Source organism: Arcicella sp. BE140, assembly GCF_031456255.1.
GTDB classification, from domain to species: Bacteria; Bacteroidota; Bacteroidia; order Cytophagales; family Spirosomataceae; genus Arcicella; species Arcicella aquatica.
This window is the reverse complement of sequence record NZ_JAVDUE010000022.1, coordinates 40,420-66,839: the sequence shown is the minus strand read 5'-3', so window position 1 is coordinate 66,839 and position 26,420 is coordinate 40,420. Positions and strand designations below refer to the sequence as shown.

Below are 26,420 nucleotides of genomic sequence, written 5' to 3'. Positions count from 1 at the left end.
TCTGCGGGTAAAAAAAACTGTACTCTTAAAGTGCAGAATAATCAATAAACCCTTCATCCCCAGCCGAATAGAACAAATCAGGATTAGGCGTTGCTAGTTCAGCACCTTGTTTTAAACGCTCTACCAAATCAGGATTAGCAATAAATGGACGACCAATCGCAATTAAATCTGCTATGCCCGACTCCAAATCTGCCTCCGCACGAGCAACATCATATCCGCCTGACAAAATAAGCGTGCCTTTGAATGCCTTACGAATATTATCCACCACCGTTTTAGAAACTGCTGGCGCACCCATTGACGAATGGTCAACCAAGTGAGTATACACTACGCCAACTTCGTTTAATTTTTCGGCAATGTATTGATAATCAGTATCGATAGTGTCAAAAATAGCCACATCATTAAATGCACCATAAGGCGAAAGACGCACGCCCACTTTTTCTTTACCGATAGCCTCCACCGTTTGAGCCGCTATTTCTAATAAAAACTTAGCGCGACCTGCAATATCACCACCATACTCATCTGTACGAAGATTAGACTTTGTATTGATAAACTGGTCAATCAAATAACCGTTTGCTCCGTGAAGTTCTACGCCATCAAAACCTGCTTCAATAGCATTTTTAGCTGCTTGAACATATTCCAAAATGGTCAATTTGATACCATCAATCGTCAGTGCCAAAGGCGTCGGTTGTGGTTGCATTCCCTCTGTGTCTGTCCACATCTGCCCAGCAGCCGCTACTGCCGATGGTGCTACGATGGTTGCTCCCTCAGGCATATTCGCAGGGTGTGCTATACGACCACAGTGCATCAATTGAATAAATATTTTTCCACCTTTTTCATGCACCGCACTGGTTACTTCTTTCCAACCTGCGATTTGCTCGGCCGAAAAAATCCCTGGAATACGGGCATACCCCAAGCCATTAGGCGACGGCGAAGTACCTTCTGTAATGATTAATCCTGCTGACGCACGCTGTGCATAATAAGTAACCACTGATTTAGTAGGAATGTTGCCGATAGCTCTAGAGCGAGTCATGGGTGCCATTACGATATGATTGGCTAATTCAATGTTGCCAAGTTTGGCAGAAGAGAATAATTGATAACTCATAGTTGTTTTTTTTAGATTGCTAATATATCGAATCTTTTCGATACGTTAACAAACCAAAAACACCTAAGAAAGTTCCTGAAAAAAGGCTGAAAGTTTTTTGAAATTCTCGCGGTTCAAGGAAATTTTATGGAATTTCCCCTCTTTTTTAGATTCCACCAATTCGCTTTCAATCAATAGGGCGATATGGTGTGAACAGGTAGATTGAGAGAGACCAATCAATTCTTGAACATCACGACAACACATTTCTCCTTTTTGGGATAACTCCAACAGGATTTTTAGCCGATAACTATCAGCGATTGCACTGGTGCTTTTTTCAATAAATTGAGTGGTCTCCTGCATATTTTATTAGTTTACTTCAGCCATAAAAATACCTGAAGTAGCATCTTGTTTGAACGATTTCATGATCCAACCGCCACCTACTACGTCGTCTCCTTCATAAAAAACCGCTGCTTGCCCAGGAGCAATCCCCGAAACAGCATCATGAAAATGAGCCTTTATTTTGTTGCCTTCTTGCCAAATAGTAGCGGGCGTACCAGCATCTTTGTAGCGTACTTTGGTGATGGTTTCAATCGGATTATCGATTGAGGCATATTTTGATAAGTTCAATTGCCCTACTACCATGCCGTCTCTTTCCAAATCTTTATCACGCCCCAACACTACTTCGTTGGTTTCTTTTCTGATTTCGGTTACAAAAGCTGGATAGCCCAAGGCAATGCCCAAGCCTTTGCGTTGACCGATGGTATAAAACGGGTAGCCTTCATGTTTGCCCAATATTTTGCCGTCGGTATCCAAAAAGTTACCGCCTTTTACCCTTTCTTCTAGTCCTTCTACTCTTCTTTTGATAAAACCACGGTAGTCGTTGTCAGGCACAAAACAGATTTCGTAGCTTTCAGATTTATTCACCAAATCCATGAATCCTCTTTCAGTAGCCATTTCTCTGATGCGTGCTTTCGTGAGGTGTCCTAAAGGCAATTTTGTACGTGCCAGACTTTCTTGCGAAACGCCCCAAAGTACATAGCTTTGGTCTTTCCAAGTATCAGCTCCTTTTGAAATAATATGTCTGCCGTTTTCTTCACGGATATTAGCATAGTGACCAGTAGCGATAAATTCGCAATCTAATTTGTCGGCCCTACGCAAAAGTGCATCCCATTTGATGTGGGTATTACACATTACGCATGGGTTGGGTGTACGCCCTTCGATGTATTCGCCCGTAAAGTAATCAATGACGGCATCGCCAAATTCATTACGGATATCTAAAATATAATGTGGAAAACCGAGTGATACCGCCACGTTGCGGGCATCGTTGATAGAGTCAAGAGAACAGCAACCTGTTTCCTTTTTGGTGCCGCCCGACGAGGCGTAATCCCAAGTTTTCATCGTCATTCCAACTACTTCGTAGCCTTCTTCATGTAGCATTACTGCTGCTACTGAACTGTCGATACCGCCACTCATGGCGACCAAAATTCTTCCGTGTTTGCTCATTGCACTGCTCAGGTTCAAGGCCTGACGTTTTAAGGGTTTATTTTTTTAAGTGATTGGTAATTTAATTAGTGATTAGTTGTGCTTGCCTAAAATAGGTTCTTCGTCCTTGTTGGTCTAGGCGACCCAGTAAAAACACCAACAAAGGCTGAAAAATGCTAATCACTATTAACCAATCACTAATTACTATGTCACAAATTTACAATAATATTCAACATCATTTCTGATTTTTTGGTTCGGGAGAGAAATTGTGAATGAGTGATTGAGTGAGTTAGTGAATTGTGAGCCGTCCGTTTGCGATTTATTTACGCAGTCGCTCGCTTCAAGCGAGTGACGACTATTAAAAGGCTTCTAGCCGTCATTGTGCGATAGGCTGAATGCCATTCAGCCCTACATTTATATGCGATTGAATTATAAAAGTAGGGACTTATGGCATAAGTCCGTTTGGTAAGGTAAATTGTAATGTTACTTATTTTTGAAAGCAAATTATTGTTTATCCATATACTAACATGTAATTTTGCCCCACCAGATATGCTGAAAAGATATTGTATGCTGCAAAAAGTAGTTTTTAGGACAAACTCAAAACGGGTTTGTTTTTTATTTTAGATATTCTTCTTATTGAAGCAGTATTATTAAGGTCTAGTCCTTTCTATTAGCGGGTGACTTAAGTCCTACTGATTACTCACAAGTTGATAATTGACTGATAATCAACTTGTAATAACCTCATCCCCCAGCCCCTTCTCCTTCAGAGAAGGGGAGCAGACTCTGGGTCTTAAAGCTCCCCTCTCTGAAGGAGAGGGGTTGGGGGTGAGGTTTGAGAGGCGATTTAAGCCCATTTTGTCAATAATCACATCTTCATTTTTAATTTTTAAAAGATGTGGGTAATCAGTAGGACTTAAGTCACCCGCTAATAGAAAATGATTTTTTTCGCCCTTAATGGTCTAAGCGACCCTGTAATACCTACAAAGACAAAAAGAATAAACCCCTACTCCCTAGCGAGGGACTTAAGTCCCTCGCTAGGGAGTAACACTAGAAAAGCGGTAAGGGAAAAGCTACAATAAGGAACATAACCCGTGGTCTGTGGCACACAGAACACCATACTTGCCAATTTTGAATGATAAAATCATCGATATGAATATTTTTTTGTGTTCTGTGTGCCACAGAACACGGGTTATTCAAATCCAAATGCCCAAAGCAGATAACTGAAAGCCGACGACCAAAAGCCGACAGCAATAATAAAAGCCATATAAAAATTATGCTTAAAACAACCGTAAAAGTATCAATGTTAAATAACCTCTCTGACGCACGCTATTGTGCAGGAATGGGAGTAGACCTGTTGGGTTTTTCGATGGATAAACTCGACTTTGAGAAATATAAAGAAATGCGTGGCTGGTTAGCGGGCGTACAAGTAGTGGGTGAAACCGATACTAACGACGTAGCTAAAATCACCGAATTGGCAGAAACCTTTCAGCCTGATTATTTACAAGTAAGTGCTTGGGAAAACTTAGCAGAGATTCAAAGAATAAACTTGCCTATCATCCTGAAAGTAGATTTTGCTACAGCAAACCTTCCTGCGTTGTTTCAGACAACCAAAGGAATGGTTGAATACTTTTTATTGGAAAGTTCGGATGAGTTTGGCGTAATAGACGATGCCACCCTGAGTCAGATTGACGCATGGTCGTTTCAGTACCCAATACTGTTAGGTTTTGGCGTAAAGGAATCAAACATAAATGACCTTTTAGAACAAACCCAATTGAAGGGATTTGCCCTAAAAGGTAATGACGAAATCCGACCAGGTTTTGGAGATTTCGACGAACTAATGAATATTCTTGAGCTACTTGAAACGGATGATTAGTTATTCATAGGATATTTGTCATCTCTATGTGTACTTACTTTGAAAGAAAGGTATACTCCCATACCCAATAACATGAATGATAGAATTGCTAGTGCCATAACGGTAGATATTTGATGTTAAGTTCAGGTTTATTTTCTTACATTAAATACGTAAAAAAACTATGCCTTAGATTTAGATTTCGAGTAAAAATAGATGAAAACTATTGAAAATCAGCAATTTCCCTTAAAATTGTTTCTATAATTTTATTAAACGGTAGTTCTGGACTTAACCAGTTGATTATTAAGCCGTTATTTTCCATCTTTCTAAAGTAGGTCATCTGTCGTTTTGCGAACTGATGGATGGCTACGTTTAGCTTCTCAAACATGGTTTGATAGTCTATTTCGTTATTGAGATATTGGGTGATAAACTTGTATTCCAGTCCATAAAAAATCAGTTTTTCGGCTGGGATTCCCTTGGCTAATAGTGTTTGTACTTCTTCTATCATGCCGTTTGCTAAACGGTCTGTTAGGCGTTTGGTAATGCGTTCGCGTCGGAGTTCTACGCTTGGATTGATGCCAAAAATAATGGCTTGGGGAACATTTTGGGGCGTAATTTTAAAATCAGGGTTGTTTTTTAGGAACAGGTTAATCTCGATAGCCCTGATTAATCGCTTTTTTGTTGAAGTATCCGACTTCTCTGAATAGATACTTTTATGCTCTTCAAAAATGCTAAGTAGCTCTTCTGTAGACTTTTCCAGTAATTTTTCTCTAGCGGGCAAGTCTATCGGAATCGCCGTAAATTCATAGCCTTTCAGTACGGCCTCTAAATACATCCCCGAGCCTCCGCACAGAATCGGTGTTTTGCCTCGCTGCAAAATATCGTTGTAGGCTTGCTGAAAATCTTGTTGAAATTGATAAATATGATAGCTTTCGCCCGCATCGATAATATCGATAAGGTGATGTGGAATTTTTTTCCCTTGCATCTCAAATTCGTCCAAATCTTTACCCGTACCAATATCCATTCCTCGATATACCTGCCGAGAATCCGCACTGATAATTTCCCCATCAATAACATGAGCGAGCTGTACAGCCAAATGCGTTTTCCCACTAGCAGTTGGACCGAGTATGACGATTAATGGGGACATTAGTTGTGAGTTAGTGATTGAGTGAGTTGTGAATTAGTGAATTGTGAATGAGTGATTATGTTTAAAGGCTGTAAGCATTAAGCTATCGGTTGTCGGTATTTTAAGTCCTAACCTTTCCTATTAGCGGGTGACTTAAGTCACCCGCTAATAGGAAAGGTTTTTGAGGATAATAATTTTTACGCAGTCGCTCGTTTCTAACGAGTGACGACTATTATAAGGCTTCCAGCCGAAAAAGCCATTAATAATAAGATACTTATCACTAGCGAGGGACTTAAGTCCCTCGCTAGTGATAAGGGCTTCAACGATTGGTTTTAAAGACTATTTATGTACATTTAAGCTAATTTAATCAATAATAACATTTCCATTTCAACTTTTTAAAAGATGTGGGTAATCAGTAGGACTTAAGTCCCTCGCTAGTGATGAGGGCTTCAACGCTTGGTTTTAAAGGCTAAATTAACAGATTTTTGCTCTTCGAAATGTTCTGAAAGACATCTCGAAATATAGATAAAAAGGATTTCAAATCCGATAAAAAATGTAGCTATAATAATTGGTAGATTTATAGTTTCTTCCTTATGAACATTCGCCCAGAGGGCTTCAGCGAATACTCGTCACTCGTTAGAAACGAGCGACTGCATAAAAACTCACTCACTAACTCACAACTCACTAACTCACCCAATCACAACTAATTCACATCAACAACCGCCAAATAGCCGACAGAAAAATGCCTAGAATAGCGAAAGGAGTGAGGACTTTCCAAGTAAGATACATCAATTGGTCAACACGTAAACGAGGGAAAGTCCAACGAATCCACATTTGAATAAATACCCCTATATACGATTTAGCAATCAGCCAGAAAAAACCCCACAACGCACCAGCCCAAGTATTAGGCTCGCCAGAAGTCCAGTCAGCTAATCTTAAAAAGCCAATATTAGGGAAAGGCGTATTCCAGCTACCCCAAAATAATATCGCCCCAAGGATACTTACCAGTAACATCATGCCGTATTCCGACAAAAATACCAAAGCCCAACGCATCCCCGAATATTCTGTATGAAAGCCACCTACCAATTCAGATTCTGCCTCGGGCAAATCAAAAGGAGCACGGTTACATTCCGCCAACGTAGCAATAAAAAAGATGACATAAATAGGAAAGAAAAACGGAACACGAACGATATTCCATGAAAGAAATCCCCCTACTTTTGAAACATCAATAGCTAGAAACTTCAAGCCAAATAAATAATTGGTTTCTTCAGTATAAATCCCTTGTTGTAAGCTAATTTCCTGTAAATTAAGACTTTGAGAAATCATCGCTACACAAATTACGGTTAGTCCCAAAGGTACTTCATAAGAAACAATCTGTGCTACCGAGCGCATCGCTCCAAACAAAGAATACTTATTGTTAGAAGCCCAGCCCGCCATCAAGATACCGATGATGTCGATAGAAATTACTGCTAATAAATAAAACAGCCCGACCTCCGCTTGCGAACCTTGAAGGTATTCGCTAGGGCCCAAAGGCAACACGGCGAAGCCCGCGAAAATAGCCACGAAAATAATACATGGGGCAACCAAGAAGAGTTTTCTATTGGCCAAGGCAGGAACGATGTCCTCTTTTTGAAGTAATTTAACCAAGTCGGCTATTACTTGGAGCAAACCATACTTCCCTACTTCCATAGGACCGAGGCGGTCTTGCATAAAAGCAGAAACTTTACGTTCGGCATATACACCAATTACGACATTGGCTAATACTAAACTCAGACAAATAAGTAAGGCTATATACATTGTTGTAGGAGACTCTTTCGCCAAGTCATTTTTACTGATTTGTACCCTATATTCCTAGCGAGGGACTTAAGTCCCTCGCTAGGAATAAAATTTATTTTCTATTAGCGGGTGACTTAAGTCACCCGCTAATAGAAAGGGTTAGCACATAATAATCCTGCTTTCAGTAAAAGCATGGCTTGGTAAACGATATTTTTAAAAAGACTATTCTGCCACAGCTGTTTCTTCTTCCTCTTCTTGAAGTTGAAGCTGCGTTGCTTTTTCTAATGCTTGTTCAAAATCTTCTATCAAATCTTCCACGGCTTCTAGGCCTACTGCTATTCTTACCAAGCCGTCGGTGATACCTACTTCGGCTCTTTGCTCAGGGCTTAGTTTAGAGTGAGTTGTTGAAGCAGGGTGTGTAATGATAGTTCTAGTATCGCCTAAGTTTGGTGAAATAGACGCAATTTTGATATGTTTTGATACCTCGTTTACCATTTCAAAACCACCTTTGATGTCAATCGTCAAGATAGCGCCACCCATTCTCATTTGCTTTTTAGCTAAATCAAACTGCGGATGTGAGCTAAGGAATGGATATTTTACAGCATTCAACGCAGGGTTTTTCTCTAATGCTTGTGCTAGTTTCAAAGCATTGTCTGAATGTTTTTCTATGCGTAAATGGATGGTTTCAAGGCTTTTAGATAAAATCCATGCATTGAAAGGCGACATCGAAGGCCCTGTATGGCGAGCAAAGAAACGGATTTCATTAATCAACGACTCTCTACCACATATTACACCACCCAACACACGACCTTGCCCGTCGATATATTTTGTAGCCGAGTGAATCACCAAATCAGCACCCCAGTCGGCTGGCGTTTGAATCACTGGTGTTGCAAAGCAGTTATCTACAGCCAAAATCAGGTTATGTTTTGCTTTTAGCTGACAAATCGCCTCAAGGTCGATTAAATCCAAGCCCGGGTTTGATGGACTTTCGCAGAATAAGAATTTAGTATTATCCTGAATAGCAGCCTCCCAAGCCTGTAGGTCGTGTCCATCCACAAAAGTAGTAGTGATACCCCATTTAGGAAGGATTTTACTTAGAATCTGGATACATGAACCAAAAAGGGCTTTTGAAGCCACCACGTGGTCGCCAGATTTTAATAAACCCGCCATAGCAGCAAAGTTGGCAGCCATACCCGTAGCAAAAGCGATACCGTCCTCGGTGTTTTCAAGCATACACATTTTCTCTACGAACTCATCTACGTTCGGGTTCATATAGCGAGAATAGATATTGCCTTCCATTTCATCTGCGAAAATGGCACGTCCTTGTTCAGCATCTTCAAAAGTAAAGCTTGAAGTAAGATATAGTGGAACAGAGTGCTCACGGTTTTGTGAACGTTCTGCTTGAATTCTGATGGCTTTTGTCTGTTTTTTCATCGTGTCCTCCGTAAAATAATTTCAACATGGAATGATTAGTGGCTTCACTGTAATCGTCAGAAGCTAATAATAGCCGTAAAGATAAAACAAAAAAGCTACTAAATCATAGATTTAGTAGGCTAGTTAAGTGTTAGATGGATGATGAATTTTATAAATAGGTAATTAATTACGTTTATTCCACCTGTAGGGCTGAATTTCATTCAGCCATGTAGATAGCGATAGGGGACATGCATCATGGACACATGCCCATATCAATAGGGCTGAATTTCATTCAGCCGTTGTAGGTAACGATAGGGGACGTACATCGTGGACATACCAGATTCCCAGTAGGGCTGAATTTCATTCGGCCATTGCAGGTAAGGATAGGGGACGAACATCGCGGTCATACCCGATTCCCAGTAGGGCTGAATTGCATTCAGCCGTTGTAGATAACAATAGGGGACGTACATCGCGGACATATTACATTCAGCCGTTATAGGTAACTATAGGAGATATACATTATGGACATTTACTATATCTCCTTACGTTGTATTGAGAATTTCTATAACTAACTGTATTTCTGCAATAAAATCATTTTATAGGCTTTAAAATATGTAAATTTTTCAATTTTTTATTTGAAAATTTCATACAAATGATATATTTGTGATAAAATAGTATAGCTTATTCGATACTTTATCCAATCTCAGCATTTATAAAATTACCGTCAATTCTTACGTAGCGTGAATCTAAAATAGTAATAATAAAAATAGGAAAAAGTATTAAAATTATGCATGCAACATACTATATCAAACCTACCGAAATAAATGATAGTTTACTGAAAACTATTAAAGACCTCTTCAAAAATGAAGAGGAACTTACGATAACGATTTCTTCTGAAAAGAAGCCCAAAGAAACGAAGGAGCATCAGGACGAAGTCGAGCAAGCATACCACAAATCGTTCGGGAGCTGGGAAGCCGAGGTAAATACGGAATACCTCATCAAAAAAATCTATTCCGCAGGAAAAGGTCGTCAACGAGATATTGACTAGGCGAGTATTTATGTACAACACTTCTCAAAAGATTATAACGCTTTATGAATTGCCTGTGAGAACCACGGGCAATTTTTTTGTATTACTGTTCATGTAGCACGAGTTTTCAACTCGTGTATTATTTTACGAGTTGAAAACTCGTGCTACATGAACAGTCGAAGAATGAAAAGTTTCGAGATATTGCGAGATTCTCGAAGAATCTCGCAATATCTCGAAACTTTATTCCTACACACAGCAATTCTGCTTATTAATTTTGCATACATAAAACTGCATTTTACATCAATAAATACACAGTTCAAATACTTTGGTTTGTGTCTTATTGCTTCTTGTATATAGTTTAGCAGTAGAAAACAACGACACACTACTATCAACAAACCCCGACAAGAGAAAGTCAAGCATAACATTACAAGCTCGAAACCTGTTATTTTTTTGAGAATAGGTCATTTCAAATAAGAATACCGACCATTTTTTTTCAAGCCGTAGCACGAGTTTTCAACTCGTGTGTTATTTACGAGTTGGAAACTCGTGCTACTAATACCCAAACGTAAATTTATTCAATACATTACCATTGTAGGTTACTGTAATAGTGTTCACTCGTTGCTGGTCGTCTAAGCTGTAATCTACGTAGTTCGGTATGCCACTAAAAATAAATGACCTCGGAATCATTTTAGAACAAAACAACGTAACGATTTCGTTAGGATAACCTAAGGCTAGAAATTGAGTTTTCTCAGCCAATAAATACAACGGATTCACAACAGACGTAAATGAACTCATACTATAAGTAATGTCTCGACTACCATCTTTGTTACGGAACCGCGTCAACTGTCCACTATTATCATAGTCGTAGCTATAAAAGGAAGTGTTGGGGTTGCCAGAATAATATTTAATCAACTGTCTGTTGCTATTATAAAGCCATGTTTGATGATCAGGTAAAGACATCTCTGTTCCATCTTCATTATAATGATATTCATAAGTACTGCTTCCATCTGGATAATCAGCCCCTTGATAGGTATATTTTTTGGTCTGAATTAAATTCTGACTATTTCTAGTAAAATCATACGTCCTGACAAAATCCGTATGCTTATTAGCATTAATGCTTGTGATAGTGTATGATGTTATGATAGTATCTTGCCAAACGAACGCAAGATTAGTAGGAGTCTTTTCGTAAAAAGACTCAATCGTTAGTGTTTGTGGCAAGAGAGTTACTGCTTCTTTGGGGGTAATATCATCTGGTTTTTTAGATGAGCAACCTCCTATTATTAAAATAAGGAGGAGTAATGTGATTTTTGTATAGTGTTGTAGCATGGGGATAATAGTATTAAAGTTTATTGTGTAAAAAACAGAAGCCTTTTGAATTGCTTCGAAAGGCTTTTAAAGTTATAAAAAAAAACGATTAGTTACTATACGTAACAGATTTTACGTGAATTTCTTATCCCTAGCGAGGGACTTAAGTCCCTCGCTAGGGATAAGAAATCGATAGGACTTAAGTCACCCCCTAAAAGGAAGAACATTTAAAAGCCTATTGCTAAAAAGAATAGTCCCTAAACCCGATTAATAACCAAAGGTAAACCTATTCAATACATTGTTATCGTAGGTTACTGTCATAGTACTAACTCGTTGCTGGTCGTCTAAACTATGTGTTACAATACATAGATCTTTGATACCATAACTGAAATCCTTAAACGACTTTGGAATCATTTTAGAACAATATAAAATGTTATCTGTTAGAAAGGGTGATAGGTGTAAAAACTGCGTTTTTTCTGACAGTATATACAGAGGGTTCTTTACTGTTGTAAATTCAGTTAAGTAATTGATGGTTTCATAAGAATCTTGTTGAAGCCCCAGATGTGTTAATTGTCCATTACTATCATAACCATAGCTATAAATACTATAGTTATCTATGCCTTCGTTAGTATAAACTATTTTTATCGCCTGTCCTTTGTCATTATAAATCCATTTTTTGCTAGTTCCTAACGTAATTTCAGTGCCATCTGTATTGTACTTATAGTCAGTGATTTGTCCTTTGCCACCATCATAAGTAAGTTTTTCGCTTGTAATTAGATTTTTATTATTTCTAGTAAATTCAAAAGTTATATCAATTTCTTTATTGGTAGTAGACTCTAGTCTGGTTAAAGTATACGAAGTTAAAATATTTCCTTTCCAAACGTAAGCTATGTCATTAGTGTATAAGGTGCTACCATTATAGCCACCATAAGTTTCAACTTTTACTTTTTTAGGGAGCGACGAACTTGTTGGTTCAATCTCATCCGATTTTTTTGAAGAGCATCCTCCTAAAACTAAAATAGTAAGCAATAGTGTGATTTTTTTGTAGTGTGGTAACATGATGGTAGATATGGATGGTTAAAATTGATTGTGTAGTAAAAAATCTTGAGTAAGTAGCACGAGTTTTCAACTCGTGTGTTATTCTACGAGTTGGAAACTCGTGCTACTGCTTTAGGCTACTAACAAAAAAGCCTTCTGAACTACTCCAAAAGGCTTTTCTGTAGGTATATCAGAATCGATTATTTCTTATAAGTAACAGATTTAACCGCTTCGATGGTACGAGCAACGCTTGGAAGAATAGCTTCTAACAATGTTGGTGCGTACGGAAGTGGTAAGTCTAACGAGTTCACACGGATAACTGGAGCATCCATGAAATCAAATGCCCAACGCTGAACGTTATAAGCGATTTCTGATGATAATGCTGCAATTGGGTTAGCTTCTTCAACTACCACACAACGGTTTGTTTTCTTAACTGAATTAATGACAGTTTCGTAATCTATCGGTCTAACAGTTCTTAAATCGATAACCTCCGCATTGATGCCCATTTTAGTTAATTCAGTTACCGCTGGCATTACTACTCTAGAAAGCATTTTACCGAAAGTAACAATCGTTACGTCAGTACCTTCTTTTACAATATTTGCTTTACCGATTGGTGTAAGGTATTCGCCATCTGGCACAAGGCCTTTGTCGCCATACATCAATTCAGACTCCATGAAAATAACAGGGTCGTTATCACGGATAGAAGATTTCAATAAGCCTTTTGCATCAGCAGGGTTTGAAGGAACTACAACTTTTAGACCAGGAGTGTTGGCAAACCAGTTTTCAAAGTTTGAAGAGTGTTGCGATGATAATTGTCCAGCGTTTCCAGTAGGGCCACGAAAAACGATTGGGCAAGAGTATTGTCCACCCGACATTGACATCATTTTGGAAGCCGAGTTGATTACTTGGTCGATGGCTACCAACGAGAAGTTAAAAGTCATAAACTCAACTATTGGACGCAACCCATTAGCGGCCGCACCAACAGCGATACCTGCAAAACCTAATTCTGCGATAGGTGTGTCAATCACACGGTCTGGACCAAATTCATCCAACATTCCCTGTGATACTTTATAAGCACCATTGTATTCGGCTACTTCTTCGCCCATCAAAAACACCGACTGGTCTCTACGCATTTCTTCGTTTAATGCTTCACGAAGTGCCTCTCTGAATTGTATTTCTCTCATTGGTTATTTTTATCGTTGTGAGGTTGAGAATCGTTGAAACGATTCTGTCTTCAAAATCTGCGTAAAATTAGATAACAAACCTCAGACTGCCAACGGCGAAATGCCTAAATTATGACTTAAATTGTTTGAAATGATTTTTTTATCGTTTTAGTCCTATATAGGAGTGATGAGTTTTGAGTTTATGAGTTTAGAGTTTATGAGTTTAGAGTTTTGAGTTTGTGAGTTTTGAGTTTATGAGTTTTTCTTTGTCCTTGCCTAAAATAGGTGGGTTGAGTTTTATGAAAGCCTTGGGGATATATAGGATGTTACTAAGCCACGCTTGCGTTATTGCATAATTGTCATGCCTTTTGGATAAGAATGTGAGGCTGTAGTTGGATTTTGAGGTAATATGTTGTATTTTTAAAGTGAGCTAAAAAGTTTATCGCTTATATATCTCATCTACTGATGGGTGTTACCAGTATTGGTACGAGGGCGAATGGATTTTTTGGCTTTTTTATGTTTCGGGATATAGCGTTACAATTGTTTAATATTTATCCTTTAATGCTTCATAAAAGCGAGCTTCTCCTTTCAATAACTTTCGTTGAACTGCCCAAATCATATAATCAATAATACTAAGTTCTGGCATATTGTCGCTAGTCTCAATCATGCCAATTATTAAATAAGGCTGAAAACCTTCGGTACCAACTAACAAGCGTTTTTTCGACCCATAAAAGTCAGCGTCGCCACTTTCATCTATAAAAATGTATTTCTTCGGTAATTTATTCATGGTAGATTAATAGGGTGTCAACTAAATAATGCTCGAAAACAAGTAGATTAAGATGTAAAAAATATGGGATAGCCCTAAAAGAAAATAACTCAGACGAAAATCGTCTGAGCTATTTGATTAATAGTTCTACACCTATTCTCCAAAATTAGTACAATAGAAATTAAATAACAAAAGTTTATCTATTTTTTTTTAGTAATTCTATAAAAAAAAATGTTTTAATAGTAATAATATTTTGTACATGTAAAAAGTGTTAGATTTTTCGTCATTTACTTCCCCTTTAGCTCATCCCTGTGAAGAAAATTAATTTATCTTAGCATAACAAGGATGTCCTTTTTAAGGGTTTTTAGGCTGATGTTGGTTATAAATTCCTGTTGGATTAATCCCAGAGGGTGCCGTCTAATCCTAAGACAAAACCAAGCCATAGTCCGACCAAGCAAATAAAAAAGCTGAGGACGTTGGCTACTATTTTTTTCCAACCGCCCTGAATACGAAGGAAATCTAAAATGTAAAAACATAAACCACCCATTGCTCCAGCAAAGGGGACGATGATGAGGGGGCGTACCATCCAATATTTTGGATAGCTATGGTTAGGAGGTGTTGGAATCAAGAAAATGATAATCAGTGCTAAAGCGATTACTGCTCCTAGTGACATTAATTTCCATAATGCAATTGGATGAATCGATGGTTTTGTTAAATCGTTTGTCTGTGTCATGATGATTGTAAAGTAGTTAAGTAATAAATCGTTGCTCAAAGATAGTATAAAGTACTTTGTGTTTCAAAGTGTTTTTGAAAAAAATATTTATTCTAATGGGATTTCCTAAAACGTAGGGCTGAATTTCATTCGGCCATGTCGCAGAACGATAGAGGACGTACATCGTGGACGTATGCAATACGTCCCTTTGTGGTATTAATTGTAGGGCTGAATTGTATTCAGCCATGTCGCAGAACAATAGGGGACATACATCGTGGACGTATGCAATACGTCCCTACTTTGTGTTATTAATCGTAGGGCTGAATTGCATTCGGACATATCGCAGAACAATAGGGGACGTACATCGTGGACGTATGCAATACGTCCCTACTATGATAATCACCCTCGTTTTCTGGAAACCTCCACTACATTATAAATCTCATACACCTCAGAAAGGTGCAATTCGAGGTTAGGATACGTAGATTTATCCGTATTCAGCGACATACATATAATAATACCCTGTTCTACCCAATGGTCAGTGATTCGTTTTACCAGAATGCCCCCTTCGTGAATAATAACATAATCCTCCCATTTATGAAGGTAAAACTTATTCTTCCAGTATTTTTTATCGACACTCCTGCCCACTACCACATCCCCCGAACAGATAGAATCCCTAGAATTATTATCCATGCTATCGCCCCGAACCTGAAATGCCCTGTAGATACCCCTATAATGTTTATCAACTATGATAGAATGCTTGGGTAATTCTTCTAAAAAGACAGAATCGCCCCAGCCTGTAAGGTATCCCGCATAGGCATAGTGTTCTACCAAGGGGATATTCATTTGAATTTTCCCATTGCCAATATCAACAAACTCGTTGCCAGATTTTGTTTTATATACATTCTCAGACTCAAGCAGGCCCTCAAGATTACCAATGATTTCGGCTTCCTCTTTTTGAATATCCGTAAGCTTTTGTTTGGAGAGATGGATGAAAAAATCTTCCAATTTTTTATGATCATCCACCTTGGGTTTAGAGCCACGTTGTTCCCAACCATTGATACGACCTCTGGGAATACCTACTTTTTCGGCAAGCTCTTGTTGGGATAAACCAAACTGGATTCTTAATTCCTTGATGTTCACGAAATTATAATTTGTTTCAAAAATGTTTCAGAAATTTTCAATAATTTGTTTCAAAATATTAGTTTTTTGAAACATTTATTCCTATATTTGTATTAATAATAAACAAAGTAACGAAAAAGTATTTAATAGAAACAAGTTTTGTTGAAGTTTTTTTAAAGGAGGTTTAAGAGCAAACCTTCATGGAAGAGGCATGAACAAGCACTAAATCTTTTTAATTATCTATGATTTGTTTTTCTTTATCATTAATACGCCCAAAGGAATTTGTTTCCTCAATATTGCATTGCGTGCTACTTCACCTGTATCGACGACCGTCGATATATCATACGCGCCTTCTTCTCTTTCAATGGGAGGTCAAATGCCCCTTGGGGGCTTTATGTTGATTAATTTTTTATAGTTACACCTATGGTCTATAAACGAATTGGTTCTTAGCCTTTTAATGAAAATCTTTTACACCTGTTGAATCACCTATACTCAATTTTAAAACCAGTAGTACACCTTTTTCTTATTATTGAATACCTGTTGGTTTGTGTTAGAAAATCTCTTACACAAACCAATTATTGCCTCATCTCTGGAACATAACGAGAGATGCGACCTTTTATGCCTATACCGACACTAAAGTAGCCCCCTACGTATCTCTGGCGAGGAGATGTTGATTTTCTCGCTGGAGGTACTAGGGGCAAAAGATATAAGTTTATGAAAAACCAATGTTCAGCACCTAACCTTTCTCTTAGTGGGTGACTTAAGTCCTACTGATTACCCGCATCTTTTAAAAAGTAGAAATGGAAATGTGGTTATTGATAAAATTGGTTTAAATGTACATAAATAGTCTTTAAAACCAAGCGTTGAAGCCCTCATCTCTAGCGAGGGACTTAAGTCCCTCGCTAGAGATAAGTATCTGATTATTAATAATTTACAAACTTATGGGTAATCAATAGGACTTAAGTCACCCGCTAAGAGTAAGGGATTTTTAATGATTCTTTTACACCGATATTAAAAGTAGTCCCCTATGTATCTCTGGCGAGGAGATGTTGATTTTTCTCACTGGAGGTACTAGGGGCAAAATAAAAAACCTAACCACTAAATCACTCATTCATTCAATCACTCAATGACTAAAGTCTCGTATAATTAAAACCGTTAATTTTTAAACGCCGTCCTAATGAAAGTAATTTTAGAAGAATTAAGCCTTGAAAATAGCAATGGCTCAGGGAAAAATGCACACCTTTTTACTGATAAAACTACCTCCGATACCTGTATTATGTTGTCTGGGAAAGGTATCTGCGAGTCGAACAGCGCATCTGGAGTATTGAGCGTGGCGGTGGAGAGTGGATTAGCAATGGATGAGCAAATGAATGTACTTAAACGTTATGACAATGAAAAACGTGAGGAGGATGACGCAACGTTGGGGAATCGTCAAAAAGAAAATGATGTTAAAGACGATGCCCTGCAACGTGCTAGAAATATAGCAGCAATAAAGCTCCAGTTGACAGAACAAGCATATCAATGTGCATACTTGCAGGAACAGATCATCCAAAGGAATACAGAGCTAAAGAGACTGAATAAAGCTTTGGAAGGAGAACAACAAGCCTTGGTAAAGCTAACCGACAGTCGGGTGAAATGGGGTGCTGAAAGTTTTGTTTGTCCCACCTGCAAGCGTGTGCATGAACCTACCAATGTTGAGGCGATGAAACAAAAGATGGTGAAGGTGTTTGAGAAAGATAAGACTGACAAAAAACGCATCATCAAAAAGAAAATGAAGGCATTGAGGTATGCTATCAAGCAGTTGGAGCTGGTGAATGCGGAGGATGCTCAACACTTGAGGATTTATAAAAGTAATAGGAGTATCCTAAGTGCGGCACTAAAAACCCTTGAGGTGGTTAAGGGGACTAGGCTTTCGGATATTGGGTTTGGGGCGTCGGATATCGGCTTTCGGATGTCGGATTTTAGGTATTAGCTTTTGGCTTTGGGTCGTCAGATAATTAAATTACTAAAATCAAAGCCTAACTAACATCAGAAATCAGAAAGCTAACAACTATGACCAAACAAGCATTAATCGAAGCAATTGCTGTAAAAACACATCACGCTGAAGGGCTAGTCTCAGAGATTATCGAGGCATTCAAAAGCGAGGTAATGCAACAAGTATCGTCGGGCAACCAGATAACCATCAGAAGATTCGGAACATTCAAGTCGGTGACACGTAAGGCGAAGGTATTGAGGAAGATACAGTCGAAGGAAATAGTCGAACTACCCGAACGGACGATTGTGAAATTTGTGCCTTCCAAGGAGTTTAAGGTAGAAGGCAGTCGCTCGCTTCAAGCGAGTGACGACTATTAAAAGGCTTCAAGCCGAAAAACAGATGAGCGAGTAGCTAATTTTAAATGAGGATGAGGTTATTGATAAAATGGGTTGAATTGGGCTTAAATCGTCTTTAAAACCAAGCGTTGAAGCCCTCATCTCTAGCGAGGGACTTAAGCCCCTCGCTAGAGATAAGTATTTGATTATTAATAATTTATAAACTTATTGGTAATCAGTAGGACTTAAGTTTCTCGATAGGGTAAGATTATCAAATACTTATAAAAATGGGGTAATCAGTGGGTTTTAAACCTACTGATTACCCACATCTTTAAAAAAATAAAATGAGGATGTGTTTATTAATAAAATTGGTTGAATTGGGCTTAAATCGTCTTTCAAACCGAGCGTTGAAGCCCTTATCTCTAGCGAGGGACTTAAGTCCCTCGCTAGAGATAAGTATCTGATTATTAATAAATTATCAACTTATTGGTAATCACTAGGATTTAACCCCACCAAAACATATTTTCTAACGGTTAGCTTTGTTGACAGCGAATCAGGGTAGTACATTATTAAATATTTCTTCAAACGTATATAAAACAACGTTGACAAATGAGTGGTTATGAATTAACAAAAAAATGGTATGAGTGGTGCGGAAACAATATTGAAATTGTCAAACCTCATCATCATGCTTTATATTTCTGGTGTGTTGAAAAATGCAATCGTCTAGGTTGGGCCGATTGTTATGCCTTGCCTAGCGACGAAGCCATGCACTATTTAGGAATGACCTCTTATAAAACGTACACAAAAACGCTAGAAGAATTGATTGGTTTTGGCTTTATAAACATGTGTCGGAAATCTACAAACCAGTATACTGCCAACATAATTGCTTTGGTAAAAAATGCCACAGCACTGCAGGAGCACTTACCACAGCACAGCAGAAGCACCTACCACAGCACGACAGAAGCAACTACCACAGCACTGCAGGAGCAAAGCGAGTATAATAAAACTAATAAAAACTTAGAAAACTTAGAAACAGTAAAAACAACAACAACAATAACAACAACAAATGATGATGTTGTTGAAAATGAAGTACCTGATTTTGTAAAAGAAGAACAAAAAGAAATTAAAGAGGGGGTGGCGACGGCACCGCAGACGACCTTGGAGGAGATTGAGGCCAATATGCGCAATGCTGCCTTGCTGAAAGAGTCGGCGAAAAGGAAAAATAATATCAATGAGGGAGATTATTACCAATTGTTGGAAAACTTTTTTATCGAAACCCGTGCCACTGATAAAAGAATTTCAAGCGAGTCGGACCATAAACGGCATTTTTTGAATTGGATTAGGATTCAATGTCAAAACCGAGGTAGGCATGGGCCGATGCCCCAAAAAGGGAAAATTCAACATAATTATGATGCAATCAATCAGGCGATTTTTGAGCTTAGCGAGGAGTCGGGGTAGGGTGGAAGGTATAATTCTTCCTATTAGCGGGTGACTTAAGTCCTACTGATTACCCACAAGTTTGTAAATTATTAATAATCAGATACTTATCTCTAGCGAGGGACTTAAGTCCCTCGCTAGAGATAAGGGCTTCAACGCTTGGTTTTAAAGACTATTTATGTACATTTAAGCTAATTTGATCAATAATTACATTTCCATTTCAACGTTTTAAAAGATGTGGGTAATCGATAGGACTTAAGTCACCTGCTAATAGGAAAGCACTCTCTGTCAATAAGTTATATTAAGCCAAAGCACGATAATAATCCCGAAGGGATGAAATATTTATAGCATCAAAGATGCCAACACGCACTAATTCGACCCCGTAGGAGTCGCACAGCTTAGAATGGTGTTATTTGTTTTTTCTATAAATATACCATCCCTTCTGGATTGAGGTTGGCAAAGGTTCTTTTTAAAGAAAATATTATTAAATCAAGCGATGAATACCATTCAACTAAGCCAAAAAATACTGCAAGCTGGTGTGCCTACGGTGGCCCTTGAAAAGCTAACTGAACGCCAGCACGAAATTGTGAAAGCAACCCACGGCACACGCATTGGGCAGATGACCAACGCGGAGGTTACTAAGTTAGCAGGCGAAGTTATTTTTACCGCCAAAATGAGACTAGGATATAGCCAGTCGCAAGGAGATGAATTGAAGGCTGAAATTAGATTGATCATAAATGATTTACGAGAGTATCAGGGACTTACACCAACTGAAATTCATTTGGCATTAAAGGCGGGACTCAATGGTGAGTTTTCGACTGATGGCAAGGTATTCTTTTCCTCCTCCAACTTTGTGCAGTGGCTTCGTAGATGGATAGCTGATAAAAAACAGCCCGTCATGAAACAATATACTGCCCTTGAGCAAGCCAAAGAAAACGTGAAAATACCCCCTACGGAAGCCGAAGAAAAGGAACTGTGTAGGCAGGTAGCCCAACAATATGCCGACATCAAACGCACACATCCCGACTTTGAAGTACAGGTAGCCTCCAGCCTCTACGACGACCTTGAGCGGTTTGGTATCTGGAAAATGGAAGCGAATGAGAAGAAAGAGTTGTTTCAAAAACTACAAAGGAAATATACAAACGCTACTCATCAGGAACTGGTGCTGATGGCTAAAAACATAGCCTATAATCGGTTTATAGCGGAAGTAGCAAAAGGGATATTGATGGCTTGACTTTAAGTTTATGTTCACTCAAATAGAGGCTGTCCAAAGGAAACCATTGCCAAATATTCTTTGGTTTTAAACCTCACCCCCAACCCCTCTCCTTCAGAGAGGGGAGCTTTTGAGCTCAAAAAGCCCCTTCTCTGAAGGAGAAGGGGTTGGGGATGAGGCGACCGACGCTCGGTCTTTCGCAGAATAATATTTGGTCGTAAAAACTTTTTGGACAGCCCCTTTACACCCCTTCAACAATAAATATACCCATCAGCTATCAATAAATATTACATAACCACATCATTTATAACACCACCATAACCCCCTCAAACACGATGAAAACACCTTATGAAATTAACTGTATTTGCGAACACCACTATGTACGTTTTATGGAAAACGGTATGATTCAACACGAGAAATTCAAGGCATATGTCATAGAGCAGTGTCGTATCGTGTTGATAGACCCCAAGAAAAGTAAGGAAAAGCTAGCGACTGAAACCTTGGCACTTAACCAGAAAATAAAGGATACCGCCAGCAAGGTATTTGAAAGATGGATAGCAAACTATCACCAACGAAAGGGCCACCATGATTGGCGATTGTATAATCGGATGTTGAATTTGAAATAAGTGGTGATTCTTGCTTATTCTGAGAGTCAGCGGGTGAGCGGAGAATCTCGAAGGAATACACTATTGATAGTGCCCAAGCGCCAGGTTTGCGTAATCCTTTGGCAGTGAATTAATTCACCGCCTAAAGATTACGCTAATTGGTTGCTAAGAAATAGCATGATGGTGTGTTAGTACTATCTTTTAACGACAAAAAAATGTGCCTTGGCATTGTTAGGCATTTCTTGCTTGATGGCTTCTAACAGTAGGGAATTATGTGCTAAATTCTCCCCAAAAATGAATTGATATTGGGGTATTATAAGTTCGAATTGTTGAGCTGTTCGTTGCATAGCCTTATTTGTTTGTTTGAAATAATCATAAAAACGTATAGTCAAGCAATTTAAAAGAACAAAGAATCTATCATAGATAGATAAAGCTAACCAAAGATAAATGATGATTGTCATAAAAGCAACTTATATGCAAGAGAATTGCGGGTAAGTATAACAAAATCAGGTATTTATACCTGCTAATATTGGGTATTTTGATACAAAATATTGCCTAAAAGCATATACCTAAAAGGGAATAATAGAGAATATACGCACAAGACGGATATTTTAGAGGAATACGTTCAAAAGTATATTGCTTTGTCACTCAAGATATGGAATAGTGGTGTGGAGTAGTTGGATGATAAAGGAGGTGTTTCTTGTCGGTATTGCTAATAATGAGCATGAAAGTGTGATTATTGATAAAATGGGTTTAAATCGTCCTTTTGTCATAGCCATTTTTTATCCCTAGCGAGGGACTTAAGTCCCTCGCTAGGGATAAAAAATGGATTATCAAGTACTTATGGATATGTGGCTAATTGGTAGGACTTAAGTCCCTCGCTAGGAATGCTACGGATTCTTAAGCTTATTAGCCAACATAATAGGGTCGAGTTCGATAAGCTGTAGTGACTTCACCATCTCTTTTGTTGAAGTCTTGTATATTTTAAAATGTGGAGTTTCGATATGTGCCTTGTATGCCTCCACGTTGGCATAAACCTCTAAAATAGTAATATGCGTAGGATTGTTTTTATCGGCTACGGCATTCAAACTCAAAACTCCCGATTCCACCCGTACAGACGTTTCGATTTCGGTCTTTAGAATAGCCTTATAGTTTTCTAATTGAGCAGAATCTACTTCAATTTTTGCCATACGTACCATAAGATTTTTATGTTGTGCCCATGCCCTTGTTGACGAAAATAGGACAATCAATATGCTAATAGCGAAGCAAGTTTTTATGATTTTCATAGTGCTTTATGATGATTTTGTTAAAGAGTTTTTGTTGTGATAAAGTCTTAGTTTTTCGATGACTTGTAGGGATATTTTCGCCTTTGTAGGTAAACGCGCAATACAATAAATGCTAAATATACAAAGCTCATTCAGTAAATAACATAAAACTACCTTAAAAAAAATAAGTAGTTTTGCGATACTTTTTGTTCATAACCCTAGGTTTGTTTTTCGGCTGGAAGCCTTGTAATAGTCGTCACTCGTTAGAAACGAGCGACTGCGTGTAGCAGTCAACAAGGAAATATTATCCACTATTATCCACTAACTCACAACCCACTCAATCACTCATTCACAACTCACTCAAACACAATTCACTAACTCACAACTCACTCATTCACTAACTCAAAACTGGTTCACAAATATTCTACAAACAACTTGCAAAATCAATTATAACGCTTACATTTGTATTCAACTTTGTTGAATAATGGTAAACAGCATAAAACAAAGTGTTCAATATTGAATATATGGCGACAGATGAACCCCAAAATATTAATATCGGAGACCGCATTCGGATATTAAGAACTAACCAAAAAAGAACCTTGCAGGAGGTAGCGGATGGAAGCGAATTGTCGAAAAGTATGATCTCGAAAATCGAGAACAATAAAACGATTCCTTCTGTGGCGGCACTCATCAAAATTGCCAATACGTTGGGGACTAATATTTCTAGTCTGCTAGAAACAGAGGCGTTTTTGAATGCCATCCTCACGACCAAACAAAAGGCGGAGGACAACCTCAGACAAACCGACAAGGGCTATTTCTTTTATCCCTTCGGACAGGAATATCACCAAAAGAAAATGCAACCGATGCTGTTTGTGGCTAGAAAAGGCGAGGTAAAACCGCACCTATTGCACCACGAAGGCGAGGAGTTTATTTATATCATCAGTGGCGAAATGAAGATGACGGTAGGCGAAATCGACTATCACCTCAAAACAGGGGATAGCCTATATTTCAACTGTCTGCAAAAACATGGCATTATGCCTATTTCAGAGGAGGTACATTATTTGGATATATTCGTATAGATAGTTGCGTTAGTTTATTGACATTTTTAAGAAGATAATTACTAACATCTCTTATCCCTAGCGAGGGACTTAAGTCCCTCGCTAGGGATATAGGGACAGGTAAATCGTTTTTCGGCGTAATAAATACATAAACCATATCATTAAAATATTAACATTTTTAAATCAATAACTATGCTCTTAAGAAAAACATCATTATTGCTATTGTTGGCAGCCCAATCTGTGGGGATGTGTGTATAATTACCAACATCTCTTATCCCTAGCGAGGGACTTAAGTCCCTCGCTAGGGATATAGGGACAGGTAAATCGTTTTTCAGCATATTAACAATAAACCATATCATTAAAATATTAACATTTTTAAATCAATAACTATGCTCTTAAGAAAAACATCATTATTGCTATTGTTGGTAGCCCAATCTGTGGGAATGTCTGTCCCAGCCTTGGCTCAGGAACAGTCCCCTGTGGCTATTCAGGTGGATTTAGCCAAGACCAAAGCGCCCATGAAACCCATTTGGGCTTGGTTTGGCTATGACGAACCCAACTATACTTATATGAAAGACGGCAAGAAATTGCTGACTGAAATCTCGCAACTTAGTAAAATACCAGTCTATGTCAGGGTACACAGCTTGCTCGTAACAGGCGACGGCACGGCGGCGTTGAAGTGGGGTTCTACCAATGCTTACACAGAAGATGCGAACGGAAATCCTATTTACGACTGGACGATTGTCGATAAAATCTTTGATACTTTCATCGAACGTGGCATGAGACCCATCGCCCAGATAGGCTTTATGCCAGAGGCATTGTCGAGCCACCCAACGCCTTATCGTCACCACTGGAAGCCGGGAGATAACTACAACGACATCTATACGGGCTGGGCATATCCGCCAAAAGACTATAACAAATGGGCTGAATTGGTGTATCAATGGGTAAAACATTCGGTAGCAAAATATGGTCAGAAAGAGGTAGAAAGCTGGTATTGGGAGCTTTGGAACGAACCCAACATTGGCTACTGGAAAGGCACAACCGAAGAATATATCAAGCTGTACGACTATTCGGCTGATGCTGTAAAACGTGCTTTGCCATCTGCCAAAATCGGTGGGCCAGAAGTAACGGGGCCAGGGTGGGACAAGTCGGCGACCTTCTTAAAAACCTTCCTCGACCACGTAACCAAAGGTAAAAACTACGTAACAGGCAAAACGGGTTCGCCCTTGGATTTCATAACTTATCATGCCAAAGGCGGACCGAAAGTAGTGGACGGTCATGTACAAATGAACATGGGTACTCAATTGCGAGACCTTGACAAAGGCTTTGAGATTGTGGCATCGTATCCAAGCTTGAAAAAACTCCCAATCATCATTGGCGAGTCTGACCCAGAGGGCTGTGCGGCTTGTTCTGAAGACCTAAACCCGCAAAATGCCTACCGTAACAGTACGATGTATTCAAGCTATACGGCGGCATCATTTGCCAGAAAATACGAATTGGCGGAGGCCAGAGGCGTAAACCTTTTGGGGGCTGTAACATGGGCATTCGAGTTTGAAGACCAAGCATGGTTCCGTGGTTTCCGTGATTTAGCGACCAACGGCGTGGATAAACCTGTGCTGAATGTGTTCCGTATGTTTGGCATGATGGAAGGCAATAGGGTAGAGGTTACGCAAAATTTGGCTTATGATTTCAAAAAAGTACGTGACGAAAGTGTGCGTGGTGAGGCCGATATCAATGCGTTGGCTTCAAAAAGTACCAATTCGGCAGGCGTGATGGTCTGGAATTATCATGACGACAATGTTCCAGTGGCAGATGCTAGGGTGGAGGTGACGGTAAAAGGTTTGCCAGCCCTAAAGGTACAGCTATTTCACTATCGTATTGACAAAGAAAACAGCAATGCATATGAAGTTTGGAAAAGCATGGGGTCGCCAAAACAGCCTACAGCCGAGCAAATCAAGGTATTAGAAAAAGCAGGGCAATTGCAATTGCTAACCTCGCCAGAATGGATTAATACTAAAAACGGACAAGCCCTCATCAAAATGAAATTGCCTAGACAGGGCGTATCATTTTTGAGCTTTCGGTGGTAAGAATAAATGCTTGTAGCACGAGTTTCCAACTCGTGCATGATTTCACGAGTTGAAAACTCGTGCTACAAAGGTTATCGTTATTAGTTCGTAGGATAATGTACGACCAGAGGCGTTGTAGCACGAGTTTCCAACTCGTGCATGATTTCACGAGTTGAAAACTCGTGCTACAAAAGTTATCGTTATCAGTTCGTAGGAGAATCTACGAACACGGATTAGATAGCAAACCAACCACCTATTTTATCAACAAACAGTTCTTCATTAAATCCATCGCATATTTAATATATCCCGTTTCTACAGTCTTCTTACCATTGATGATGGCATAGAAAGTATTCACCTGAGATGCTTGCAGGGATAAATGCTTCATCATCGAATCGCGGAACCGCCCCGACCTGAATTTTGCATTACGGCCCCGTTGGAGGGTCTTCCATTGTGCAGTAAGCATGGCGGGTACAAAATCTTTGTCTTCCATCAGTTAAATATTAGTATCGAAAACAAAATTAAGGAAGAGTTTTTGAATTATTGGTGGAGATAGCAGGAATTCACTTGGTAGGGACGTATTGCATACGTCCTAATGCTGTATTGGTTTAT

General features: G+C 38.9%; 24 protein-coding genes. 9 read left to right on the top strand and 15 right to left on the bottom strand.

Going from position 1 to position 26,420, the window contains the following annotated elements:
- Nucleotides 1–25 precede the first annotated feature (25 nt).
- The 3 genes from J2Y60_RS22805 to mnmA form a co-directional block, all read right to left on the bottom strand.
- Nucleotides 26–1,102 carry an alkene reductase gene (locus J2Y60_RS22805; RefSeq protein WP_309923969.1) on the bottom strand — a complete coding sequence of 359 codons (1,077 nt, stop codon included), beginning with the start codon at nt 1,100–1,102 and terminating at the stop codon, nt 26–28.
- A 63-nt stretch (nt 1,103–1,165) separates the two neighbouring features.
- Nucleotides 1,166–1,441 carry a metalloregulator ArsR/SmtB family transcription factor gene (locus J2Y60_RS22800; protein ID WP_309923973.1) on the bottom strand — a complete coding sequence of 92 codons (276 nt, stop codon included), beginning with the start codon at nt 1,439–1,441 and terminating at the stop codon, nt 1,166–1,168.
- Nucleotides 1,442–1,447: 6 nt separating this feature from the next.
- Nucleotides 1,448–2,584 (bottom strand): tRNA 2-thiouridine(34) synthase MnmA, encoded by a 1,137-nt coding sequence (gene mnmA / locus J2Y60_RS22795; protein WP_309923976.1) that lies wholly within the window; start codon nt 2,582–2,584, stop codon nt 1,448–1,450.
- 1,252 nt (nt 2,585–3,836) lie between these two features.
- Here mnmA and J2Y60_RS22790 point away from each other — a divergent pair.
- Nucleotides 3,837–4,436, top strand: a complete 600-nt coding sequence (locus J2Y60_RS22790) for an N-(5'-phosphoribosyl)anthranilate isomerase (protein ID WP_309923979.1) — start codon at nt 3,837–3,839, stop codon at nt 4,434–4,436.
- A gap of 199 nt (nt 4,437–4,635) precedes the next feature.
- Here J2Y60_RS22790 and miaA read toward each other — a convergent pair whose 3' ends face one another.
- The 3 genes from miaA to J2Y60_RS22775 all read right to left on the bottom strand — a co-directional run bounded on the left by miaA (nt 4,636) and on the right by J2Y60_RS22775 (nt 8,748).
- Nucleotides 4,636–5,559: a tRNA (adenosine(37)-N6)-dimethylallyltransferase MiaA gene (miaA, locus tag J2Y60_RS22785; protein WP_309923983.1), complete on the bottom strand. Its 924-nt coding sequence runs from the start codon at nt 5,557–5,559 to the stop codon at nt 4,636–4,638.
- Nucleotides 5,560–6,246: 687 nt separating this feature from the next.
- Entirely contained in the window at nt 6,247–7,335 is a 1,089-nt protein-coding gene (locus J2Y60_RS22780) for a complex I subunit 1 family protein (protein ID WP_309923985.1), read from the bottom strand.
- A 201-nt stretch (nt 7,336–7,536) separates the two neighbouring features.
- Nucleotides 7,537–8,748: an aminotransferase class I/II-fold pyridoxal phosphate-dependent enzyme gene (locus tag J2Y60_RS22775; RefSeq protein ID WP_309923987.1), complete on the bottom strand. Its 1,212-nt coding sequence runs from the start codon at nt 8,746–8,748 to the stop codon at nt 7,537–7,539.
- 766 nt (nt 8,749–9,514) lie between these two features.
- Here J2Y60_RS22775 and J2Y60_RS22770 point away from each other — a divergent pair.
- Nucleotides 9,515–9,775, top strand: coding sequence for a hypothetical protein (locus J2Y60_RS22770; protein ID WP_309923989.1), 261 nt, complete (start codon nt 9,515–9,517; stop codon nt 9,773–9,775).
- A gap of 531 nt (nt 9,776–10,306) precedes the next feature.
- Here the strand turns inward: J2Y60_RS22770 and J2Y60_RS22765 are convergent.
- From J2Y60_RS22765 to J2Y60_RS22740, 6 genes are all read right to left on the bottom strand, one after another.
- Entirely contained in the window at nt 10,307–11,080 is a 774-nt protein-coding gene (locus J2Y60_RS22765) for a hypothetical protein (RefSeq protein ID WP_309923991.1), read from the bottom strand.
- 246 nt (nt 11,081–11,326) lie between these two features.
- Nucleotides 11,327–12,118, bottom strand: a complete 792-nt coding sequence (locus J2Y60_RS22760; RefSeq protein WP_309923993.1) for a hypothetical protein — start codon at nt 12,116–12,118, stop codon at nt 11,327–11,329.
- A 179-nt stretch (nt 12,119–12,297) separates the two neighbouring features.
- Nucleotides 12,298–13,281 (bottom strand): pyruvate dehydrogenase complex E1 component subunit beta, encoded by a 984-nt coding sequence (locus J2Y60_RS22755; RefSeq protein WP_309923996.1) that lies wholly within the window; start codon nt 13,279–13,281, stop codon nt 12,298–12,300.
- A 523-nt stretch (nt 13,282–13,804) separates the two neighbouring features.
- Entirely contained in the window at nt 13,805–14,047 is a 243-nt protein-coding gene (locus J2Y60_RS22750; RefSeq protein WP_309923999.1) for a hypothetical protein, read from the bottom strand.
- Nucleotides 14,048–14,423: 376 nt separating this feature from the next.
- Nucleotides 14,424–14,759, bottom strand: a complete 336-nt coding sequence (locus J2Y60_RS22745) for a potassium transporter KefB (protein WP_309924001.1) — start codon at nt 14,757–14,759, stop codon at nt 14,424–14,426.
- 378 nt (nt 14,760–15,137) lie between these two features.
- The gene (locus J2Y60_RS22740; protein ID WP_309924003.1) at nt 15,138–15,878 is read right to left on the bottom strand and encodes a helix-turn-helix domain-containing protein; all 741 of its coding nucleotides are present in this window, start codon (nt 15,876–15,878) and stop codon (nt 15,138–15,140) included.
- A gap of 1,156 nt (nt 15,879–17,034) precedes the next feature.
- Between J2Y60_RS22740 and J2Y60_RS22735 the strand changes: the two genes are divergently transcribed.
- The 5 genes from J2Y60_RS22735 to J2Y60_RS22715 all read left to right on the top strand — a co-directional run bounded on the left by J2Y60_RS22735 (nt 17,035) and on the right by J2Y60_RS22715 (nt 21,443).
- Nucleotides 17,035–17,829, top strand: a complete 795-nt coding sequence (locus J2Y60_RS22735; RefSeq protein ID WP_309924005.1) for a hypothetical protein — start codon at nt 17,035–17,037, stop codon at nt 17,827–17,829.
- A gap of 80 nt (nt 17,830–17,909) precedes the next feature.
- Nucleotides 17,910–18,209, top strand: a complete 300-nt coding sequence (locus J2Y60_RS22730) for an HU family DNA-binding protein (protein WP_309924007.1) — start codon at nt 17,910–17,912, stop codon at nt 18,207–18,209.
- Between the two features lie 567 nt (nt 18,210–18,776).
- Entirely contained in the window at nt 18,777–19,625 is an 849-nt protein-coding gene (locus tag J2Y60_RS22725; protein ID WP_309924011.1) for a hypothetical protein, read from the top strand.
- 598 nt (nt 19,626–20,223) lie between these two features.
- Nucleotides 20,224–20,838 (top strand): hypothetical protein, encoded by a 615-nt coding sequence (locus tag J2Y60_RS22720; protein WP_309924013.1) that lies wholly within the window; start codon nt 20,224–20,226, stop codon nt 20,836–20,838.
- A gap of 314 nt (nt 20,839–21,152) precedes the next feature.
- On the top strand, nt 21,153–21,443 hold the full coding sequence (locus J2Y60_RS22715) for a hypothetical protein (protein WP_309924015.1): 291 nt from the start codon (nt 21,153–21,155) through the stop codon (nt 21,441–21,443).
- Between the two features lie 173 nt (nt 21,444–21,616).
- Here J2Y60_RS22715 and J2Y60_RS22710 read toward each other — a convergent pair whose 3' ends face one another.
- Nucleotides 21,617–21,769 (bottom strand): hypothetical protein, encoded by a 153-nt coding sequence (locus tag J2Y60_RS22710; RefSeq protein WP_309924017.1) that lies wholly within the window; start codon nt 21,767–21,769, stop codon nt 21,617–21,619.
- A gap of 543 nt (nt 21,770–22,312) precedes the next feature.
- The gene (locus J2Y60_RS22705; protein WP_309924018.1) at nt 22,313–22,612 is read right to left on the bottom strand and encodes a putative quinol monooxygenase; all 300 of its coding nucleotides are present in this window, start codon (nt 22,610–22,612) and stop codon (nt 22,313–22,315) included.
- Between the two features lie 581 nt (nt 22,613–23,193).
- Here J2Y60_RS22705 and J2Y60_RS22700 point away from each other — a divergent pair.
- Together J2Y60_RS22700 and J2Y60_RS22695 are read left to right on the top strand one after the other, a co-directional pair.
- Nucleotides 23,194–23,766: an XRE family transcriptional regulator gene (locus tag J2Y60_RS22700; protein WP_309994758.1), complete on the top strand. Its 573-nt coding sequence runs from the start codon at nt 23,194–23,196 to the stop codon at nt 23,764–23,766.
- 422 nt (nt 23,767–24,188) lie between these two features.
- Nucleotides 24,189–25,832, top strand: a complete 1,644-nt coding sequence (locus J2Y60_RS22695) for a GH39 family glycosyl hydrolase (RefSeq protein ID WP_309924112.1) — start codon at nt 24,189–24,191, stop codon at nt 25,830–25,832.
- 232 nt (nt 25,833–26,064) lie between these two features.
- Here the strand turns inward: J2Y60_RS22695 and J2Y60_RS22690 are convergent, their stop codons facing one another.
- Nucleotides 26,065–26,301, bottom strand: coding sequence for a hypothetical protein (locus J2Y60_RS22690; RefSeq protein WP_309924022.1), 237 nt, complete (start codon nt 26,299–26,301; stop codon nt 26,065–26,067).
- Nucleotides 26,302–26,420 lie beyond the last annotated feature (119 nt).

Coding starts and splice junctions, on each gene's coding strand:
- J2Y60_RS22805 (WP_309923969.1), bottom strand. CDS start 1,102: ATGAGTTATCAATTATTCTCTTCTGCCAAACTTGGCAACATTGAATTA.
- J2Y60_RS22800 (WP_309923973.1), bottom strand. CDS start 1,441: ATGCAGGAGACCACTCAATTTATTGAAAAAAGCACCAGTGCAATCGCT.
- mnmA (WP_309923976.1), bottom strand. CDS start 2,584: ATGAGCAAACACGGAAGAATTTTGGTCGCCATGAGTGGCGGTATCGAC.
- J2Y60_RS22790 (WP_309923979.1), top strand. CDS start 3,837: ATGCTTAAAACAACCGTAAAAGTATCAATGTTAAATAACCTCTCTGAC.
- miaA (WP_309923983.1), bottom strand. CDS start 5,559: ATGTCCCCATTAATCGTCATACTCGGTCCAACTGCTAGTGGGAAAACG.
- J2Y60_RS22780 (WP_309923985.1), bottom strand. CDS start 7,335: ATGTATATAGCCTTACTTATTTGTCTGAGTTTAGTATTAGCCAATGTC.
- J2Y60_RS22775 (WP_309923987.1), bottom strand. CDS start 8,748: ATGAAAAAACAGACAAAAGCCATCAGAATTCAAGCAGAACGTTCACAA.
- J2Y60_RS22770 (WP_309923989.1), top strand. CDS start 9,515: ATGCATGCAACATACTATATCAAACCTACCGAAATAAATGATAGTTTA.
- J2Y60_RS22765 (WP_309923991.1), bottom strand. CDS start 11,080: ATGCTACAACACTATACAAAAATCACATTACTCCTCCTTATTTTAATA.
- J2Y60_RS22760 (WP_309923993.1), bottom strand. CDS start 12,118: ATGTTACCACACTACAAAAAAATCACACTATTGCTTACTATTTTAGTT.
- J2Y60_RS22755 (WP_309923996.1), bottom strand. CDS start 13,281: ATGAGAGAAATACAATTCAGAGAGGCACTTCGTGAAGCATTAAACGAA.
- J2Y60_RS22750 (WP_309923999.1), bottom strand. CDS start 14,047: ATGAATAAATTACCGAAGAAATACATTTTTATAGATGAAAGTGGCGAC.
- J2Y60_RS22745 (WP_309924001.1), bottom strand. CDS start 14,759: ATGACACAGACAAACGATTTAACAAAACCATCGATTCATCCAATTGCA.
- J2Y60_RS22735 (WP_309924005.1), top strand. CDS start 17,035: ATGAAAGTAATTTTAGAAGAATTAAGCCTTGAAAATAGCAATGGCTCA.
- J2Y60_RS22730 (WP_309924007.1), top strand. CDS start 17,910: ATGACCAAACAAGCATTAATCGAAGCAATTGCTGTAAAAACACATCAC.
- J2Y60_RS22725 (WP_309924011.1), top strand. CDS start 18,777: ATGAGTGGTTATGAATTAACAAAAAAATGGTATGAGTGGTGCGGAAAC.
- J2Y60_RS22720 (WP_309924013.1), top strand. CDS start 20,224: ATGACCAACGCGGAGGTTACTAAGTTAGCAGGCGAAGTTATTTTTACC.
- J2Y60_RS22715 (WP_309924015.1), top strand. CDS start 21,153: ATGAAAACACCTTATGAAATTAACTGTATTTGCGAACACCACTATGTA.
- J2Y60_RS22710 (WP_309924017.1), bottom strand. CDS start 21,769: ATGCAACGAACAGCTCAACAATTCGAACTTATAATACCCCAATATCAA.
- J2Y60_RS22705 (WP_309924018.1), bottom strand. CDS start 22,612: ATGGCAAAAATTGAAGTAGATTCTGCTCAATTAGAAAACTATAAGGCT.
- J2Y60_RS22695 (WP_309924112.1), top strand. CDS start 24,189: ATGTCTGTCCCAGCCTTGGCTCAGGAACAGTCCCCTGTGGCTATTCAG.
- J2Y60_RS22690 (WP_309924022.1), bottom strand. CDS start 26,301: ATGGAAGACAAAGATTTTGTACCCGCCATGCTTACTGCACAATGGAAG.